The sequence below is a fragment of the Bifidobacterium sp. wkB338 genome, assembly GCF_003688325.1.
GTDB lineage: Bacteria > Actinomycetota > Actinomycetes > Actinomycetales > Bifidobacteriaceae > Bombiscardovia > Bombiscardovia polysaccharolytica.
Genome location: NZ_NPOR01000001.1, coordinates 1 through 19200, shown reverse-complemented (window position 1 = coordinate 19200; position 19200 = coordinate 1). Strand labels below are relative to the sequence as shown.

At 62.7% G+C, this 19200-nt stretch carries 16 protein-coding genes; 15 read left to right on the top strand and 1 reads right to left on the bottom strand.

The genetic code is table 11. From position 1 onward, the window contains the following. The first annotated feature begins 13 nt into the window (after positions 1 to 13). The 15 genes from gcvH to CI603_RS00010 all read left to right on the top strand — a co-directional run bounded on the left by gcvH (position 14) and on the right by CI603_RS00010 (position 18220). Complete coding sequence (gcvH, locus tag CI603_RS00080; RefSeq protein ID WP_045935082.1) at positions 14 to 427, top strand: glycine cleavage system protein GcvH; 414 nt, start codon at positions 14 to 16, stop codon at positions 425 to 427. Between the two features lie 10 nt (positions 428 to 437). Then, positions 438 to 1628: an App1 family protein gene (locus CI603_RS00075; RefSeq protein ID WP_121912548.1), complete on the top strand. Its 1191-nt coding sequence runs from the start codon at positions 438 to 440 to the stop codon at positions 1626 to 1628. 7 nt (positions 1629 to 1635) lie between these two features. Then, positions 1636 to 4059, top strand: a complete 2424-nt coding sequence (locus CI603_RS00070; RefSeq protein WP_121912547.1) for a S9 family peptidase — start codon at positions 1636 to 1638, stop codon at positions 4057 to 4059. 66 nt (positions 4060 to 4125) lie between these two features. Continuing rightward, positions 4126 to 5169, top strand: coding sequence for a 3-isopropylmalate dehydrogenase (locus CI603_RS00065; RefSeq protein ID WP_121912546.1), 1044 nt, complete (start codon positions 4126 to 4128; stop codon positions 5167 to 5169). A gap of 30 nt (positions 5170 to 5199) precedes the next feature. Continuing rightward, the gene (locus CI603_RS09135; protein WP_259465420.1) at positions 5200 to 6141 is read left to right on the top strand and encodes an NINE protein; all 942 of its coding nucleotides are present in this window, start codon (positions 5200 to 5202) and stop codon (positions 6139 to 6141) included. After that, positions 6123 to 7370 (top strand): biotin/lipoate A/B protein ligase family protein, encoded by a 1248-nt coding sequence (locus tag CI603_RS00055; RefSeq protein ID WP_121912545.1) that lies wholly within the window; start codon positions 6123 to 6125, stop codon positions 7368 to 7370. Before CI603_RS09135 ends, CI603_RS00055 begins: the two co-directional genes overlap by 19 nt. 124 nt (positions 7371 to 7494) lie before the next feature. Beyond that, entirely contained in the window at positions 7495 to 8214 is a 720-nt protein-coding gene (locus CI603_RS00050; RefSeq protein ID WP_046322531.1) for a Crp/Fnr family transcriptional regulator, read from the top strand. A gap of 41 nt (positions 8215 to 8255) precedes the next feature. Next, the gene (locus tag CI603_RS00045; protein WP_121912544.1) at positions 8256 to 10451 is read left to right on the top strand and encodes a transglycosylase domain-containing protein; all 2196 of its coding nucleotides are present in this window, start codon (positions 8256 to 8258) and stop codon (positions 10449 to 10451) included. A 180-nt stretch (positions 10452 to 10631) separates the two neighbouring features. After that, positions 10632 to 11984 carry an NADH:flavin oxidoreductase/NADH oxidase gene (locus CI603_RS00040; protein ID WP_121912543.1) on the top strand — a complete coding sequence of 451 codons (1353 nt, stop codon included), beginning with the start codon at positions 10632 to 10634 and terminating at the stop codon, positions 11982 to 11984. Between the two features lie 8 nt (positions 11985 to 11992). Beyond that, positions 11993 to 12736 carry a polyprenol monophosphomannose synthase gene (locus tag CI603_RS00035; protein WP_121912542.1) on the top strand — a complete coding sequence of 248 codons (744 nt, stop codon included), beginning with the start codon at positions 11993 to 11995 and terminating at the stop codon, positions 12734 to 12736. 220 nt (positions 12737 to 12956) lie between these two features. Continuing rightward, positions 12957 to 13832 (top strand): DeoR/GlpR family DNA-binding transcription regulator, encoded by an 876-nt coding sequence (locus tag CI603_RS00030; RefSeq protein WP_183122163.1) that lies wholly within the window; start codon positions 12957 to 12959, stop codon positions 13830 to 13832. Between the two features lie 82 nt (positions 13833 to 13914). Further along, positions 13915 to 15198 (top strand): galactose-1-phosphate uridylyltransferase, encoded by a 1284-nt coding sequence (gene galT, locus CI603_RS00025; protein ID WP_121912541.1) that lies wholly within the window; start codon positions 13915 to 13917, stop codon positions 15196 to 15198. Then, positions 15195 to 16457, top strand: a complete 1263-nt coding sequence (galK, locus tag CI603_RS00020; protein ID WP_121912540.1) for a galactokinase — start codon at positions 15195 to 15197, stop codon at positions 16455 to 16457. Before galT ends, galK begins: the two co-directional genes overlap by 4 nt. A 115-nt stretch (positions 16458 to 16572) precedes the next feature. Continuing rightward, complete coding sequence (locus CI603_RS00015) at positions 16573 to 16845, top strand: ACT domain-containing protein (protein WP_015021435.1); 273 nt, start codon at positions 16573 to 16575, stop codon at positions 16843 to 16845. A 10-nt stretch (positions 16846 to 16855) separates the two neighbouring features. After that, a complete protein-coding gene (locus CI603_RS00010; protein WP_121912539.1) occupies positions 16856 to 18220 on the top strand; it encodes a PFL family protein in 1365 nt (454 codons plus the stop codon). 15 nt (positions 18221 to 18235) lie between these two features. Here CI603_RS00010 and CI603_RS00005 read toward each other — a convergent pair whose 3' ends face one another. Then, on the bottom strand, positions 18236 to 18907 hold the full coding sequence (locus CI603_RS00005; protein ID WP_121912538.1) for a tRNA (cytidine(34)-2'-O)-methyltransferase: 672 nt from the start codon (positions 18905 to 18907) through the stop codon (positions 18236 to 18238). Positions 18908 to 19200: the final 293 nt, after the last annotated feature.

Sequence of the window (19200 nt, the reverse complement as noted above, 5' to 3'; positions counted from 1 at the left end):
GTAGGCTGGAACCATGAGTGATGAACACAGTGATGGGACTTCCCGTTTGGATGTGCCCGAACACCTGCGGTATTCCCAGGATCATGTCTGGATCGACCCCAGCCAATCCCCGGCGCCCATGGGCGTGACCGAGTATGCGGCGGACCAGCTGGGAGACCTGGTTTTTCTGGACTTGCCCGAAACCGGCACACACGTCGATGCCGGCGATGAGGTCATTGAGTTGGAGTCCTCCAAGGCTGTTGAGCCGGTGGTCTGTCCAGTGGCGGGTACTATCGCCTACGTCAACAGGGCGGCCTCGGACGATCCGGAGGTCATCAACTCCGACCCCTATGGGGAAGGCTGGATAGCCAAGATCGACCTGGAGGACGATGAGCCCGACTTGATGAGCGCCGAGGAGTACGGTCAGCTGCTGAAGAGCCTGAACTGACGGTTTAGCTATGACCAGGCGATCCGGCCGCAATGGAGGGCCCTTGCGGGTCCGATCGGTCAGCACCACCTTCGATTCAGCCGCGCCCGGGGAGGACATCGAGAGCAGACCAGCTCCGGTGCGTCTGTTGCGTCGCCTGATTACTGGAGCCTTCGACCTCTGGGTGGGGTTGTCCATCAATATGACCGGGCGCCTGGGCTGGTCGGCCGACGTCCAACCCTATGTGGGCTACGGTACCGAGTCATACTCCCGGCTGATATGCCGTACCATTCTGACCGACGGCCGCAGACGCGCAGATCCCGCCATTCGAGGTATCCGCGGCCTGCTGACCGTACCCGCGCCCAGGACCAGGGTCAGGCTGGCCATTGACAGCACGGCCATCGGAAAGGTCCAGGTGGGCGATTCCTCGGTCTACGATGCCGTGGATTCAAGCCGCAGCCTGAGTGCGGATGCCGTCTTCTCCGACCGATCGGGCTACCTGGATCTGGTGGCCGAGCATCGGCTGACCCCGGGCGTGCACCGGGTCTCCTACCAGGTGCGGGGCCGCCGGCCCGTCGACGCGCCTTTATACATCGTGCCCGGTCAGACTCCTGTCGGCGTCATATCCGACGTGGACGACACCATCATGATCAGCCAGGTGCCCAATCATTGGAAGGCTGCCTGGAACCTGCTCCTGTCAGACCCGCACCGCCGGTCCTCGGTGCCGGGCATGGCCGTGCTTTACAACCGCATCCGCGATCTGGACCCCCGGATGCCTTTCTTCTACCTGTCGGCCTCGCCCTGGAATGTGGAGGGATCCATACGCGCTTTCATCCGCGACCACGGCTTTCCGGCTGGCCCCTTGCTGCTGCGGGATCTGGATCCCAGGCCCAAGACCTTCGTACCCTCCATCGTGCAGCACAAGATGGAGTTCATCCGCCAGCTCATGGCCGACTTTCCCAAGATGCGCTTCGTGCTCATGGGCGACGACGGGCAGAGCGACCCCTCCACTTTCGCCCAGGTGGTACGGCAATATCCGGGCCGCGTCCTGGCCATTGGCATCCGTCAGCTGAGTCCTCAGGAGACCGGGCTGGGAACCTTGATCAAACGCACTGCCACCCAGCCGATGCCAGTGACGGAGGTGCCGGTCTTTTACGGGACCACAGGCGCCAATTTGATGCGAACCCTGCTGCCCTATCTGCGTCGTTGTGCCCGAATATAATCGCCCCATGAGTTTTTCGGCCGTCAATCCCGTTCCTCCACGTGCACAACGCCGTCCCTCTGATCGATGCTTCCATGGGGATCACTTCGAAGATCCTTACGAGTGGATGCGCAACCGTGAGGATCCGGCCACCAAGGCTTACGTGCGTGATCAGAACCGATACTGCCAGGAACGGCTTGCCGGTCAGGAGGGTTTGCGGGCCACCCTGCTCAAGGAGTTCACCGACCGGGTACAGCAGACCGACATGTCGGTGCCCACCCGGATGCACGGCTACTGGTACTTTTCCCGCACGCTCAAGGGCCAGGAGTATGGGGTGCAGTGCCGCCTGCCGGTGCGCGATCAGGATGATTGGGATCCTCCCGCTGTCCAGGCTGATGCGGCGCCTGGATCCATGCCGGGCGAGGAGGTCATCTTCGATGCCAACGCCGAGGCCAAGGGGCATGGCTTTTTCTCCTTGGGGTGCCTGGACCTAAGCGCCGACGGCCGGTGGATGCTCTATGGACTGGACACCAAAGGCAATGAGCGCTACGACCTGTGTATCCGGGATTTGGCCGAGAACCGAGACCTGCCTGATCGGATCGACCAGGTCTCCTCCGGGGCAGTGCTGACCCCCGACGGCCGCTGGGTCTTCTACACCGGCCTGGACAAGGCCTGGCGTCCGGACACGGTCTGGAGGCATAAGGTGGGCACCTCGGCCGATCAGGATGTCATGGTCTACCAGGAGGACGATGAGCGCTTCTGGGTGGGGCTGGGCCTGAGCTACGACGAATCCGCCATGCTGATTGCCACCGGGTCCAAGACCACCAGTGAGGTGCTCATGCTGGACCTGAAGGATCCGCAGGGTGAGTTTGTGCCCTTGATCCCCCGCAAGGAGGGGGTCGAGTACGACATCAGCCTGGCCCGGTTCGAAAATGCCGGTCCGGCGGGGGAGGACCTGCCGGTGGCCGTGGTTTACCACAATGTGAACAACCCCAACTTCGAGGTGGACCTGATCGATCTGCGCAGCCACCGTCCGCCCTTCCGCCTGGGAGAGGGGGTGCGGCTGGTACAGGGCAGCCCCTATGGCTGCGAACGCTCCGGAGACCTGTCCTCTCTGCCGCCCGAGAAGCCTTATCGGGACCCGGGCAATCCCGCCATCCTGCAGGGCGCTCGCGGGCTGGGCATCGAGGGGTTGGGCATCCACCGCAGCTTCGTGGTCCTGACCTACCGGGCCGACAGCCTGCCCCACATGGCCGTCATCGCCAAGGATCAGGCGTTGGAGGATTTGCGGGCGGGCCGGCCCTGGCGCTTCCGTGAGGTCCTGCCCGACCGGGCCAAGAACGGCATTGACCGTCTTTACAGCATCGGTCCCACGGACAACCCCTCCTACCAGGCTCCCGGGTTGCGCTACATCCGGGGCAGCTATGGAACCCCAGCCGAGTTGCGGGAGCTGGATCCGGTCCGGGGTGTGGATCGGCTGCTCAAGCGGGCTCGGGTTCTAGGCGACTTTAAACCCGAGCGCTACGCCGAGCGTCGAATTCTGGTCCGCGTCAGGGATGGGGCCCTAGTGCCGGTCTCGCTGGTCTGGCGGCGGGGCATGCATCCGGCGCTGGACGCCAGCGGGAGGACCGGGCCCGATGACACGGTCATCCAGGCTCCCGACCATCCCGAGCGCCGTCCTTGGCCGGCCCAGGATCCGGACAGGTCTGCCCCCATGTTCATCACCGGGTATGGGGCTTACGAAATCAGCCAGGACCCGGGCTTTTCCACCGGTCGGCTCAGCCTGCTGGACCGGGGAGTGCTCTACGCCGTCCCACATGTGCGTGGCGGTGGGGAGATGGGCCGCGCCTGGTACGAGCAGGGCCGCCGGCTGCACAAGGTCAACACCTTCCGGGACTTCATCGACGTCACTGCCGCCCTGCAGGCTCAGGGTTGGGCGGATCCACGTCATACCGTGGCCAACGGCGGGTCGGCCGGCGGGCTTCTGATGGGGGCCGTGGCCAATATGGCCCCTCAGCTCTATGCCGGCATCGAGGCGGATGTGCCTTTTGTGGACGCGCTGACCAGCATCCTGGATCCCGACCTGCCGCTGACCGTGACCGAATGGGACGAGTGGGGAGACCCTCTGCATGATCAGCAGGTCTACCGGTATATGCGTTCCTACTCGCCCTACGAGAACGTTCCTGATGCTGATAGTAGGCGCCGGCTCTACGGCGGCGACCATTTCCCTGCCATCCTGGTGACCACATCCATGAACGACACCCGCGTGCTCTACGTGGAGCCGCTCAAATGGGTGGCCAGGCTGCAGGAGCCGCAGGTGGGGGCCGACGCGCTGATCAGAATCGAGGTCCAGGCAGGCCACGGGGGCATTAGCGGACGTTACCGGCAATGGGAGGAGTTGGCCTTCGAGAACGCCTGGTGCCTGTCCATCATGGTCCCTGAAAGCCGCTGATCCTGGTCTGTCCGGGATTCGGTCGGGGTCATGAAAGGGGCTTGACTGGCTCGTTATGCTCGGGGTATGACAAATAGCAAGCAGAAAACATATCACATTGCGGTCATTGCCGGTGACGGTATCGGCAAGGAGATCGTGCCCCAGGCACAAGCCGTCCTGGAAAAGGTGACTCGAGGCAAGGCTGATATCCGTTATGAGAACTTCGACCTGGGCGCTGAGCGTTACCTGCGTGATGGAGCCGTTCTGCCCGACGAGGATCTGGACAGGCTCAAGCAGCAGGATGCCATCCTCCTGGGGGCCATCGGCGACCCGCGGATCAAGGCCGGCATCCTGGAGCGTGGACTGCTGCTTAAAATGCGTTTCGAACTGGATCAATACGTCAATCTGAGGCCTTCCAAGCTATACAAGGGCGTGGTGTCGCCCCTGGCTAATCCGGGAGACATCGATTTCGTAGTCGTGCGGGAGGGCACCGAGGGGCTTTACGCCGGGGCCGGCGGCTCCATTCGCCGGGGCACCCCCCAGGAGGTGGCCACCGAGGTCTCCATCAACACGGCCTACGGAGCGGAACGGGTCATCCGCTATGCCTTCCAGCTGGCCATGAAGCGTCGCCGCCGCCTGACCCTGGTCCACAAGAAGAATGTGCTGACCAACGCAGGGGACATGTGGCAGCGGCTGGTGGATCAAGTGGGCCAGGAGTATCCCGACGTGGAGCGTGAGTACCTGCACATCGACGCCTCCACCATATTCATGGTGACCGAGCCCAGCCGCTTTGACGTGATCGTGACCGACAACCTCTTCGGAGACATCCTCACCGACGAGGCGGGGGCTGTGGTGGGGGGCGTTGGTTACTCGGCCTCCGGCTGCATCAACGCCTCGGGCACCTACCCATCAATGTTCGAGCCCATCCACGGGTCCGCCCCTGACATCGCCGGTAAGGGGATTGCCAACCCCACGGCGGCCATTCTCTCGGCGGGTATGCTCCTGGATCATCTGGGCTTTGAGAGCGAGGCGGACAGCATTGAGCGTGCTGTGGAGGACGATATCGAGCGGTCCGGCTCCACCCAGCGGAGTACGGAGCAGATTGGCAAGGATATTCTGGCCCGGCTGTAATCGGGCCGGATGGCGGCTAGACTGGAGGGCATGACTATGGATGATGCCCCTCAGCCGGGCGACCGGCAGTCCAACGATCCGCCGACAGGAAATCCTGGTTTCGGCACCTCCCCATCCCCGCAGGTACCGCCTGAGCATCGGGATCCTGTCGGCGGGGATACCCCTGCCGGTGCAGCTGACGGTCAGCGGCAGACTGCGGGCTGTCCAGCCGGCCATGACGTTGGCGGCGGGAATCAGAATCCGTATCAGGCCGGTCAATATCCCACTAGCCAGTATCCCCATGGCGGGTATCCGACAGGGCAGAGGTACGATGCCGGATACCCGTTTGCCCCTCAGAATGGCGGCCAAAATCCTGGGGCCTATCAGACGGGGCCCTACCGGCCTAATCAGTATCCGACCGCCGGTTATCCAACTGGTCAGCAATATCCTGCTGGGCAGTATTCAGATGGCCGTTATCCTGACGGACAGTATCCTGGCGCTCAGAATCCACAAAGGCCCTATCAGCCGGGACCGGGCTATCCCGGCCAGTATCCGGCTGGTCAATACCCCCAGGGCGGGTATCCGGGCAATCAATACCCGATGGGCCAGTATCCCGGCAATCAGTATCCCGGCGGGCAGTATCCTCCCCAGACTTCCATGCCCTGGCCCTACTCGGTCATGCCCCAGGGAGGGTATCCGGGGGCAATGCCCAACGGCAGGGGAGCCTACCCGATATCGCCCACCCCGCACAGCAAGCTGGCAGCCGGGTTGCTCAGCATCTTTCTGGGATGCTTCGGCGTGGGCAACTTCTACCTGGGCAGGACCGGCCGGGGCGTGGCTCAGCTCATGCTCACCCTGATCGGTTTCCCCTTCTTCTTCATCGGTCCGACCATCGCCATAATCTGGGGGCTTATCGAAGGCATCCTGATTCTGACATCCTCGACCGGCTCCTTCTGGCATCGAGACGCTCGCGGATGGGAGCTGACGGATTGAATCCGGCCTGTCTGCGGGGTGTCGGCAAGCAGATGGGCGGCAAACTGGCGGCCGTAACTCTGACCCTGGGCCAGGGATTCGACTCTCGCCCGGTCATTTCCTCATGCAGGATTGACGGCGACTTCTTCGCTGAACCAGCCCCGTCAGCCTCTCAGGAATCCGAGGGGGTTCATGGGCCGGTATCCCGGCTGGAATCCGCAATCTGCGACCTCCCGTTGCCTTTAGACCCTGGTCTGGCTCTGGAAAGGCTGGACATGGTCATGGCAGAAGGGGACGGTCAACGGGTAGTCGGTGTGTCCCCATGGACCCTGGTGACCGCTCTGGAGCGCGCTCTGCCTGATGGGTTGGTTATCCAAAGACAGGGGAAGCCCGACCAGCTGCCGTCAGCCTCGGACCAGACCTCTTCCAGGCGGTCTCAGCCGGACGAGGCCGAATGCCGCCGCCGTTGGTCTGGCCTAAAACTGGACCTGATCAGGGACGGTCCACGTCAGCCGGTCATGCAGATGGCCATGGACCAGGCTCTCAATGATGCCGTGGCTCAGGGCCATCTGCCACCCACCCTGCGCATCTGGAACTGGTCGGCACCGGCGGTGATCCTGGGGCGCTTCCAGTCCCTGAGCAGAGAGGTCCACGTCGAGCGGGCGCGCAGTCTGGGCTTTACCCTGGTCCGCCGCTGCACCGGCGGTGGCACCATGGTTATTCAGCCCGACGGGGCCATTACCTATTCCCTCTATCTGCCCTTGGACTTCGTCAAAGGAACCGACCTGATCGACTCCTATCGGATCTGCGACTATTGGCTGGTCCGTGGCCTGCGCATGCAAGGGATTCAGGCCGGATGGCAGGGCATGAATGACATCGCCTCCCCGCGGGGCAAGATGGGGGGCGCCGCTCAGAGAAGGCTGCCAGCAGGCTCCTACGGACCGGGCGGGTTGCTCCACCACACCACGCTTTCTTATTCGGTGGACGCCGATCTGATGGCCCAGGTGCTCAACGTGGACCCGGAGAAGTTCCATGACAAGGCTGTAACCTCGGTCAAAAGCCGGGTGGATCCCATCGACAGGCAGACCAGCCTGTCCCGTCAATCCCTGATCGATATTCTTCTGGATACCCTGCCCTCCCTGGTGGAGGATCTGCGCATCTCTAAGCCTGCGCCCGAGGTCGAGCAGCGGGCCCGCACTTTGGCCCGGCAACGCTACGGCCGTGAGGAGTGGACCGCCCAGATCGCCTGACCAGGCAAGGGGGTTGATGTGTGTGGGTATAATCGTGCTCAGTCGCGTCGAACCCGGCGTGAGGTCATCAACCATACGCGAGTCGGTGTAGACCCGCCAGACATGGCAAAAAGGAGTGCGGAGTATGGCGGTTCACAAGCCCAATGAGATTCCCGATGACGGGAACGCCCTCAGGCAGACCGCCTTATTCAAACAAGTGCCCAGGCTGGACGCCGACCAGCTTTTGGGCACCATGCACGAGTCCACATACGCCAAGGGGTCCACGGTCTTTCGACAGGGTGACACCGACCACCGCATGTATCTGCTGGAGGAGGGCCGGGTCAAGCTGGTCCGTCAGTCGCCCGACCGCCGCATCCAGCTGCTCAGCATCCACGGGCGCGGGGAGATTCTGGGCGAAATTCCCGTCTTTGACCCTTCCGGCGGGCCGCGTACAGCCTCCGCCGTGGTCATGGTCAACAAGACCAAGGTGGCGGCACTGGACCACGACACCCTCTTCGACTGGCTCAACCAGCATCCCAAGGTGGCTGTGGACATGCTTCAGGTGCTGGCCCACCGTTTGCGGACCGACAACGAGCGCATCTCCGACCTGGTCTTTCTGGACGTGCCGGCCCGCCTGGCCAAGACCCTGCTGGATTTGGCCACACGCTTTGGCGAACCCTTCGAGCAGGGGCTGATGGTCCCCTACGATCTGACTCAGGAGGAGTTGGCCCAGCTGGTCGGCGCCTCACGGGAGACCGTCAACAAGGCCCTGATGGACTTCTCCAACCGGGGATGGATTTCTCGCAAGGGCCGCACCATCATCATCTTCCAGCCTGGACCGCTGATTCGACGCTCGCGCATGTGAACGCCACTGTTCGGTAGAGCCGACGGCCTAGGATGGAGACCATGCCCGAACAAAAGAAATCCATGTCGGTCAGGCGCTTCTTCACGCTGCTGCTGGCTTACCTCATCTTCTGCATTGCAGGTGGCGTGGTCGTCTCTGGTTTCCTGTCTCCCGCTGTCTTCGGCATCAACGCCGCCTCCAGGAATCTGATGCCTGCACTGAAGACGGACAACATCGACTTCAACGTGAACGACTTGCCTCAGCAGTCTCGCCTCTACGCCTCCGACGGGCATACGGTCATCGCCACTTTCTATGCGCAGAACAGGATTGTGGTGCCCATCAAGGACGTTTCCGGCTACATGCAGAAGGCTGTGGTAGCCCGCGAGGACCGTCGTTTCTTCGAGCATGCCGGCGTGGATACCCAGGGCGTGCTCAGGGCCTTCATCCAGACCTACATCAAGCAGGGCGACACACAGGGCGGCTCCTCCCTGACCCAGCAGTATGTCAAGAACGTGCTCATGAGCCAGGCTGCGGAGAACAACGACCCCATCGCCGAGTACCACGCCCAGGAGGAGACCATAGCCCGCAAGATGCGGGAGATGCTGATTGCGGTGCAGATGGAGAAGAAGTACTCAAAGGCCGAGATTCTTCAAGGGTATTTGAACATCGCTCAGTTCGGCACCAACGTCTACGGGGTTGAGTCGGCGGCCAGGCGCTACTTCAGCAAGTCGGCCAAGGACCTGGATCCGGGCGAGGCCGCTACCATCGCCGCCGTGACCAAGAACCCCGCCCGCTTCGATCCCACCGTCAACGTCAAGGCATCTCAGGAGCAGCGGGACATCGTCCTGGATCTGATGCGCCAGGAGAACTACATTACCCAGCGCCAGTATGACGAGTACAAGGCCAAGCCGCTGGATCAGATGCTGCATGTGCAGTCCGCGGACGCCGGCTGCCAGGCGGCTGGGGACGCGGCCTTCTTCTGTGACTACGTGACCAAGCAAATCCTCAACTCCAAGGAGTTTGGCAAGAGCCAGGAGGAGCGCAACAAGCTCCTCAAGGAGGGCGGTCTGGACATCTACACCACAATGGACGTCAACGCCAACGCTGCAGCCATGAAGGCGGCCCGGGACACCATCCCCGTGGATGATCCGACCGGCTTTGAGGTCACGATGGCGGCCATTCGCCCGGGCACCGGCGAGGTCCTGGGCTTCGGCATCAACCGCATTTACGATGCCACCCAGAACTCCGGCGGCGGCACCCGCACGGCCATCAACTATGCAGTGGACCAGCAGGACGGCGGCGGCTGGGGTTTCCCCGTGGGCTCCTCCTGGAAGCCCATCAACATGGTGGCCTGGATGAAGGCCGGCAAGTCCATCAACCAGCCCCTGCGCACATCCACCAGCTACCCAGAGACCACATTCGCCTGCACTGAGGCTGACGGCACCCCTTACGGGTTCGGCACTGGCAGCTGGCATGTGGAAAATGCAAGCGGCGGCACCACCTCGCCGGAGACCCCCCTGCAGGCCCTGATCCGCTCGCACAACACCACCCAGGCATCCATGGCCCAGCAGATCGGCCTGTGCAGCATAGCGGATACAGCCAAGGACATGGGCTACCACAATTCGCCCAAGGACCAGATGGACATCCACTCGGCCAACAGCTTCCAGCCGCCTATGGTGATCGGAGCGGTCCAGGCTTCCCCCCTGACCATGGCCAATGTCTTCGCCACCATTGCCGCCAAGGGCGTGGCCTGCAGCCCCATCGCCATGACCAAGGTGGTCGACAAGAACAATCGGTCCATCAAGGTGCCCAAGGCCAATTGCCATCAGGCCATTGACCCGGGCATCGCCGAGACCACCGCCTATGCCATCAACCAGGGTGTTGTCCAGCCCGGAGGTGTGGCGTCCGTGGCCCAGCTGGACGGGGGCCGCAAGACCTTTGCCAAGACGGGCACCCATGAGGACAAGTACATGCTGACCGGCGGATTCGTACCCCAGGTGGCTGCCTTCGTCACTGTGGGCAATGCGGAGGGCCAGGTCTCCTTCAACAACAAGACCATCAACGGACGGTTCTTCCACATCTGGGACGGCGTATCCATCGCCGCCCCGGCCTGGAAGGACTTCATGAACACCTACCTGGCCGCAGCCAATATCCAGCCGGACAATTCCTACGGCAATCCCGATCCCCGCTTCACCGGCGGGGCCCAGCAGTCTCAGCCATCTCAGCAGCTCCAGCAACGGTCCACGGGCAGACAGTGACAGACCTAACCGTCACGGCCAAGGGGAACAACAAGGGAACCAGAGGGGCCAGTCCGGAGCGATCACAGACGGTGGATTCGCCAGAGGACCAGGGCCTGTGCCTACAATAGTGACCATTAGGGATTCGTCAACGGGCGGACCACGAGGGGTGCGGCCGCCCGCCGGGAGAGGCAGGAACTGATGGTCCAGGAATATTCGGAGCTGGATGACAAGGCCCCTCGGGCCGACGGCCGGGTCAAGGAAGATCGGGCAATGCCAGGACCAGTGAGCGGCTCTGGCAGGCTGGATGTGTCCAAACCGATCCGGCCCTTTGAGTCGGGTGTCGCCGACGGCAGGAAGAAGTCTGGCAAGCCGATCAAATCCTTCAAGAAGGGCAAGAAGGATAAGAGAGACAAAAAGGCTGGGAAATCAAAGTCTGGCAGAAGGCAGGAGAGGGCCCTGCCCGTGCTCTTCCAGCCCATGGAACTGCGAGATCAGCATATCCGCAACAGGATCTGGATGCCGCCCATGGACACCTATTCGGTCCTGCGACACGACGGAGTTCCTACCAACTTCCATTATCAGCACTATGTGTCTCGGGCCCTTGGTGGCTTCGGAGTCGTCATCGGGGAGGCCACGGCCGTAGATCCCCAGGGGCGGATCTCGCCCTGCGATGTAGGGCTGTGGAACGACGAGCAGACCAGGGCCTGGCAGGGCATCGTCCGGGATGTCAAGGCCGCTGGAGCGGTTCCTGTCGTCCAGCTCAACCACTCGGGGCGCAAGGGCTCCTCCGGATGTTCTTCCATGGGCTATATCAATGCCACTGTGCCCGTGGCCGAGGGCGGCTGGCAGCCCGTAGGCCCCAGCCCCATCGCCTTTGGGAAGATGGCGGTCCCGGTTCAGCTCTCGCGGGCTCAGATAGCCTCCATTGTGGCTGATTTTCGCTCTGCTGCGGTAAGAGCCGTTCAGGCTGGCTTCCTGGGAGTGGAGCTGCATGCCGCCCACGGCTACCTGCTCTCCCAATTCCTCGACCCTCTGATCAACCGACGCAACGATGAATACGGAGGGGACCTTTCTGGCAGGATGCGCCTGCTGATTCAGGTGACCGATGCCGTGCGCGAGGTCATTCCCTCGGGCATGCCCCTGCTGGTGCGCATGTCCGCCACTGACTGGGCCACTGGCGGATGGGGCCTGGACGAGACCATCCGTACTGCCAAGGTGCTCAAGTTGCACGGGGTGGATCTTATTGATGTTTCAACCGGGGGTCTGGTGCCAGGCGTGGAGATTCCGGCCGCCCCCAACTACCAGGTGCCTTTCTCCTATCAGGTGCGCAGCCAAGTGCTGATTCCCACCACGGCGGTGGGGCTGATCACCAAGCCCAAGCAAGCCGACCGGATTGTACGCAAGGGCTTGGCTGATGCGGTCGAGATTGGTCGAGCCAGCCTGCGTGACCCCTACTGGCCGCTCAGGGCCGCCTATAAACTGGGGCTGTCCGCTCAGCAGACCCCTTACCCTGAGCCTTACAGGCGCGGGGCCTACGGCATCGCACGCTGAGAGCAGCCATGGACGCTGTTCGCGGCGGAGCAGGGACCATTGTGGTCATGCCCACCTATCAGGAGGCTGACAACATCGGGGTGATCCTTCCTCAGCTGCTTGCCTGCTGTCCTGAGGTCGATGTCCTGGTCGTAGACGACAGCTCGCCGGACGGCACTGGCGCTATGGCCGAGGATATGGCCAGCCGCGATCCTCGCGTGCATGTCATCCATCGGAATGCCCGTCGTGGGTTGGGTCCAGCCTACATACAGGGGTTCCGCTGGTCGTTGGAGCACGGCTATGACCTGATCTGCGAGATGGACATGGACGGCTCCCATCGGCCCCAGGATCTGGCCGGGATGCTGGCGGTGGCCCGAGGCCATGCGCATCCGGGCCTGGTCATCGGCTCGCGCCGGGTGCGCGGAGGCCGCACTCAACATTGGCCCTGGTATCGGGATCTGATCTCGCGTGTGGGATCCTGGTATGCACGCACCGCCCTGGGGTCCTCCGTACGGGACATGACTGCCGGCCTGCGGGTCTATCGAGCGGACGTGCTGAGGCGGATCGATCTGGGAAGGGTTCGATCCAGCGGCTACGTCTTCCAGGTGGATATGCTGCGTCGAGTCCAGGCCATGGGCGTTAGCGTTGTCGAAGTACCTATAGTCTTCGTGGAGCGGGTTCGCGGCAGCTCGAAGATGGATACGGGGATTGTTCTGGAGGCCATGGCCCAGGTAACCCTGTGGGGACTTGAGCGGTTGACCCGTCGAAACTGACATCGGGTTACATCCGTGTTCGCTTTCTTAAGCGACCCTGCAGGCATCTTTTGGAGATTTGAAGGATCAATTACGCCTTGATGAATAGATTCCTGCAAGAGCTTTGGCTGGCTTCAGGTGTATGGAAGAATGGTTCCAGCGTCGAAGAAATGTCGTTTTTTCGCCCCTGCTTGGTAACGGCGACCGCAGTCCGATTACCAGCTTGCCAATTTGGGCGAATGTGTGCGATAATGTTCGAATGATATCGTCACAACGCCAACACCTGATACTGAACCGGTTGCGTACTCGTGGCGCAGTCCGTATTACCGCCCTCTCCAAGGAGCTGGGCGTCTCAGCCATGACCATTCGCCGGGACATTGCCGACCTGGCAGACAAGGGCCTGCTCAAAAGGGTCCACGGAGGGGCCGTCACCACCAGCTCGCTTCTGGCTGAGCCGCTCTTCTCGGTCAAGTCACAGATGGACATGGGTCTCAAGGACACCATCGCCCGTCGTGCCATCGACTATGTTTCACCGGGCGACGTCATCGCTATCGGGGGCGGGACCACGGCCTATGTCTTCGCCCAGCACCTCCTGGAGAGTCGTCAGTGCGCCGGGGTGACCCTGCTGACCAATTCCATTCCTGTGGCCGAACTGGTCCAGGCCATGGAGAGCAAGGACGTGGAGGTTATCGTCACCGGCGGCGTCATCACCCGGTCCAACTCTCTGGTAGGCCCCATTGCAGACAAGGTCATCGCCTCCTTGCGGGTCAACACGGTCTTTCTGGGCACCCACTCGGTTTCCATCCCTCGTGGCTTCCTTATGCCCAACTCCCTGGAGGCGGCTACGGATATGGCCTTGATGGACATCGCCGACCGGACCATCATCCTGACCGACCACACCAAGTGGAGCTGCACATCCCTGTCCCTGTTCGCCTCCTTCGACCAGGTGGACACCGTCATCACCGACGACCAGCTGGACCAGGAGTCGGCCGAAGCCACGCGGTCCCTTGTCAAGCGGCTGGTTCTGGTGCCGGTCAACCCCGAGGAGGGACAGGCTCAAGACGGGTCCTCCGACGGGTCCGGGCCTGAAGCCGGGGAAGCGGACCATGCCGGATGAGCGGGCAGCCACCCAGGGATGCGTCGGTTGCCATATCGGGTTGCCTTGGATTGTCAATCATCACGGACGATGAAGGAGCAGCATGAAGTCAGAGCAGTATGTCCCCCAACGGTATGTTCCCGGCGACTATGCCAGGGAGCACATCCGCATCACCCCCACCAGGCTGGCCGACGGGCGTCGGTTTTTCTACTTGGATGATGATCCTGAGTATGTCTCCGGCAGCAAGACGAGACGCCTGGATGACCCTCGTCCCCTGACCGACCGGTTCGCTCCCCATCAGGATCAGGAGGGCAGGATGGTGCCCTTCCAACCGCCGCAGATGCGCCGGGATCCTCTGACCGGAGACTGGATACCCATGGCCACGGCCCGCATGAACCGGCCCATCACCGCCGGTCCCCAGGCCACCGCCAAGGGCAACCCCCTGGCCGCCAGAAAGCCTGGAGACCCCTACCAGGATGGGGAGATTCCCGATGTGGACTACAATGTGGCGGTCTTCGAGAACCGCTTCCCCTCCATGATGCAGGTGCCCAATACGCAGGCGGCCGACCAGTCCTCCCTGGTGGACGGCAACCCCCTATGGCCGGTGCGCGAGGCAAACGGACGCTGCGAGGTGGTCTGCTTTGATCCCGACGAGCACGCGCTGCCTGCCGATCTGCCGGTCTCCCGTCTGCGGACGGTGGTGGAGGCCTGGGCCTTCCGGACTGCAGAGATCTCGGCCATGGAGGGCATCGAACAGATTTTCCCCTTCGAGAACCATGGGCAGGAGATCGGTGTCTCCCTTGCCCACCCCCATGGACAGATCTACTGCTATCCCTTCATCGCCCCCCGGCTGGAGCAGGAGCTGAGGCAGTGCGCCGACTACCGTGAACGCACCGGCGGCAACCTTTTGACGGACATCCTCAAGGCTGAGCTGGATTCCGGTCGACGTGTCGTCTTCCGCAACGCCACCTGGGTGGCCTACGTGCCCGCCGCTGCCCGCTGGCCCCTGGAAGTCCACATGGCCCCTGTGCGCGACGGGATCCTGAGTCTGGATCAGCTGAACGACCAGGAGCGCTGGGATTTGGCCGTCATGTATTCCACGCTGCTCAAGCGGGGCAACGCCTTCTTTGACAAGGGCGACGGCAAGGGGATGGACCTGCCCTACATCGCCGCCTGGCATCAGGCCCCGCTGCACGATCCGCGGCGGGAGGACTACCGGCTCAACCTGCAGTTCTTCTCCTTCCGTCGTGCCGTGGACAAAATCAAGTATCTTGCCGGGTCTGAGTCGGGCATGGCCGCCTGGGTGTCGGACACCACCCCCGAGCGGATTGCCGACCGTTTCCGCCAGCTGGGGCCCTTGGATCTGGAGAAGGGAGAGAATCAATGACGACCACAGTCGAATTCATACAGCCCTGGACCCAGGGTGCTGACGGCCAAGGAGCCACCAAGGCCCGGGAGCTCTTCCAAAAGGTCTATGGCTTGGATCCCCAGGGCGTCTGGAGCGCCCCCGGGCGGGTTAATCTCATTGGCGAGCACACGGATTACAACGCCGGTCTCTGCCTGCCCATCGCCCTGCCCAATCGTACCTATGTGGCTGCAAGCCCCAGGACGGACAGCCGGGTCCGTCTGGTCTCCAGCATGGATCCGGAGAATCCGGTCCAGGCTGACTTGGATGGTCTTCAGGCCCGGGGAGTGAGCGGCTGGGCAGCCTATCCGGTCGGCGTGGCCTGGGCCCTGCAGCGGGATGGCTTTCCTCAGGTTCGAGGGTTCGACCTGGCCCTGGCCTCCTGCGTGCCGGTGGGATCCGGATTGAGCTCCTCGGCGGCCATGACCTGTGCCGTGGCCCTGGCCCTGGATGACCTGTTCGGCTTGGGGCTGGGCGGTGACGAGGCTGGTCGGGTCAGGCTGATCCAGGCCGCCATCACTGCGGAGAACGATATGGCTGGCGCCTCCACAGGTGGCATGGATCAGAGCGCCTCCATGCGGTGTCGATCCGGTTGTGCCCTGCGGCTGGACTGCCGGCCGGAGCTGGATGCCATGAGCAACGTGCGCCAGGTTCCCTTCGATCTGCAGTCTGCGGGCCTGGAGCTGTTGGTCGTCGACACCAGGGCCCAGCACCAGCTCAACGATGGCCAATACGATCAGCGGCGGGCCACCTGTGAGCAGGCTGCGCATCTACTGGGAGTGGCCAACCTGCGCCAGGTGGCAGACCAGGTCAATGGGGCCGCAGATCCCCCGTCCGCCCTGGCTGCCCTGCTGGAGCAGCTGCCCGATGAGATCATGCGTCGGCGGGTCCGTCATGTCATCAGCGAGATAGGGCGGGTGGACCGCTTCGTCGAGGCCTTCGGCAGGGGCGATTACGTCTTGGCCGGTCGCCTGTTCAACGCCTCCCATGACTCCTTGAGGGACGACTACGAGGTCACCTGCCCGGAGCTGGATGAGGCTGTGGATGCGGCACGTCAGGGCGGGGCCTACGGAGCTCGCATGACCGGCGGCGGGTTCGGCGGATCCATCATCGCCCTTGCTGACGCCGGCAAGGGTTCCGATCTTGCGTGTGACATTGCGGAACGATTCGCCTCCAAGGGATTCAAGGCCCCCAGAGCCCTGATTGCCCTGCCCTCCTCGGCGGCCGCGCGCGAATCCTGAATCCAGACTGTAGACCTCTACGACCCTGCTTCTCCCGGCGCTCCTCTAAGCTGGGAGAGCGGGGTCCCGGTTTTCAGGGGTCTAGTCAAGGGCGAGGTGGATGAGGAGGACGGCCATGGACAAGGCGATCATCACGGTGGTGGGCAAGGATGCCATTGGCATCATCGGCAAGGTCTGCACAGACCTCTCCCAGCAGGGTGTCAATGTGCTGGACATTTCGCAGACCATTCTGGATGGCTTCTTCACCATGATGATGATTGTGGACTGCACCGCCTGCAGGGATGATTTCGACGCGCTGAGCCAGCGGATGGAATCTTTGGGAGAGGACATCGGGGTCTCCATCCGCTGCCAGCGCGAGGAGATCTTTACCAGGATGCACAGGGTCTGAGGAGGCAGCCATGATCACACGTGACGAGGTCCTGGAGACCAACGACATGATCGACCGGGAGCGCCTGGACGTGCGCACCATCACCATGGGCATCAGCCTGTTGGACTGCGCCAGCCAGGATGTGGACATGCTCTGCCGGAACATTCATCGCAGGATCGTCTCCCTGGCCGGCGACCTGGTGTCCACTGGGGACTCCATCGCCCGCGAATACGGCATTCCCATCGTCAACAAGCGCATCACCGTCACCCCCATCTCTCTGGTGGCCGCCGGAGCCTGCCACACCGTGGAGGATTATGTAACCGTGGCCAAGGCCCTGGATCGCTCGGCCCAGGAGGTCGGGGTCAACTTGATTGGTGGTTACTCGGCCCTGGTCGGCAAGGGCATGACCCCGGCCGAGCGGCTCTTGATCAAGTCCCTGCCCAGGGCGCTGAGCCAGACGGAACGGGTCTGCGCCAGCGTCAACGTGGGCTCCACCAGGACGGGCATCGATATGGATGCCGTAGCCCTTATGGGCCGGGTCGTCAAGGCCACCGCCGAGAGCACCGCCGACTCGGACAGCTCGGGCTGCACCAAGCTGGTGGTCTTCTGCAACGCCCCGGACGACAACCCCTTCATGGCCGGCGGTTTCCACGGGATCAGCCAGGGGTCGGCCGTCATCAACGTGGGGGTTTCCGGGCCCGGCGTGGTCAAGACCGCCCTGGAATCAGCCAAGGGAGCGGACTTCGGACAGCTCTGCGAGACCATCAAGAGGACGGCCTTCAAGATCACCCGGGTGGGGCAGCTGGTGGCCCAGGAGGCCAGCCGTCGCCTGGACGTGCCTTTCGGGATCATCGATCTGTCCCTGGCGCCCACCCCTGAGGTGGGGGACTCGGTGGGCGAAGTCCTGCAGACCATGGGCCTGGAGCAGGTGGGCGCCCCAGGTACCACTGCGGCCCTGGCCATCCTCAACGATCAGGTCAAGAAGGGCGGCATCATGGCTTCCAGTTCGGTGGGCGGGCTGTCCGGGGCCTTCATTCCCGTGTCCGAGGATGCCGCCATGATCCAGGCTGCGCAAGAGGGGAGTCTGACCCTGGAGAAGCTTGAGGCCATGACCTGCGTCTGCTCGGTGGGGCTGGACATGATCCCCATCCCCGGGGACACTTCAGCGGAGTCCATTGCCGGCCTTATCGCCGACGAGGCGGCCATCGGCATGATCAACCAGAAGACCACCGCAGTCAGGGTCATTCCTGTCATCGGCAAGAAGGTGGGTGAGTGGGCCGAGTTCGGCGGGCTCATGGGCGGCGGCCCGGTCGTGCCCGTCAATACCCGCTCCTGCGCAGACTTCGTCAATCGGGGCGGGCACATCCCGGCGCCCATCCACAGTTTCAAGAACTGAGCGCGCTCGCAGGATTCAGCGGCCGCCTTGGAATCCCAGCTGCCGCCAGGCCTCGTAGATGGCTATGGAGGCGCAGTTGGTCAGGTTCAGGCTGCGCAGGCTGGGCCGCATGGGCAGCCTGACCTGTTCGGCTACGTGAGGGCCGGCCATGATGTCCATGGGGTCGGGGATGTCGCCGGGTTCGGGTCCGAATAGGAGGATGTCGTCGGGCCGGTAGTTGACCTCGGTGTAGAGCTTGTCGGCGTGGGCGGTGAAGGCGATGATCCGGCTGTGGGGCATGGAGCGGACCAGGTCGTTGAAGTCCGGGTGCAGGACCACGTGGGCCATGTCGTGGTAGTCCAGGCCGGCCCGGCGCAGTTTGGTGTCTTTGAGGTTGAAGCCCAGGGGTTCTATCAGGTGCAGGATGGTGCCGGTCACGGCGCACAGGCGGATGGCGGAGCCGGTGTTGCCGGGGATCCGCGGCGAGTAGTAGCACAGGTGGGGGGTGGAGGTTTTCACCCGGCTGGCCTGATCGGCCTTCATCATGGCGTCCACTACGGAGATGGGGTTGCCGTGGGCGTCGGTGACCAGCTCATCCGGACCATAGTTCGATTTGCGGTATCCGTACTCGTACATGCTGTCGACGGCCTTTGACGGGTCGTCGGACCGCTCCTGCCTTTCGTTGACTTGCGCGGCTTCATTCTGCATACTCATATTATTCCAAAATAGTTCAGCCAATTGACAGATTGACGATCCAGTTGACAGGGAAGCTGTTGCCCACTCCCCTTGCTGTTGGCAATATATGGTTTCACAGAAAGGTTATTAGACAGTTTATTATGTCAAAGCTACTCATTGACAACTCTAAATAGCATTGTGGCTATTCTGCGGTTTCAGTAACAGAAAAATGGACTTCAAAAGTCTGTGATAAGTCTGAGACTTTTGCTTCTAATGTGAGTGACTTGCCGGTTTGTGAATCTCTTTTCTCTGGCATAAGTAAGCTG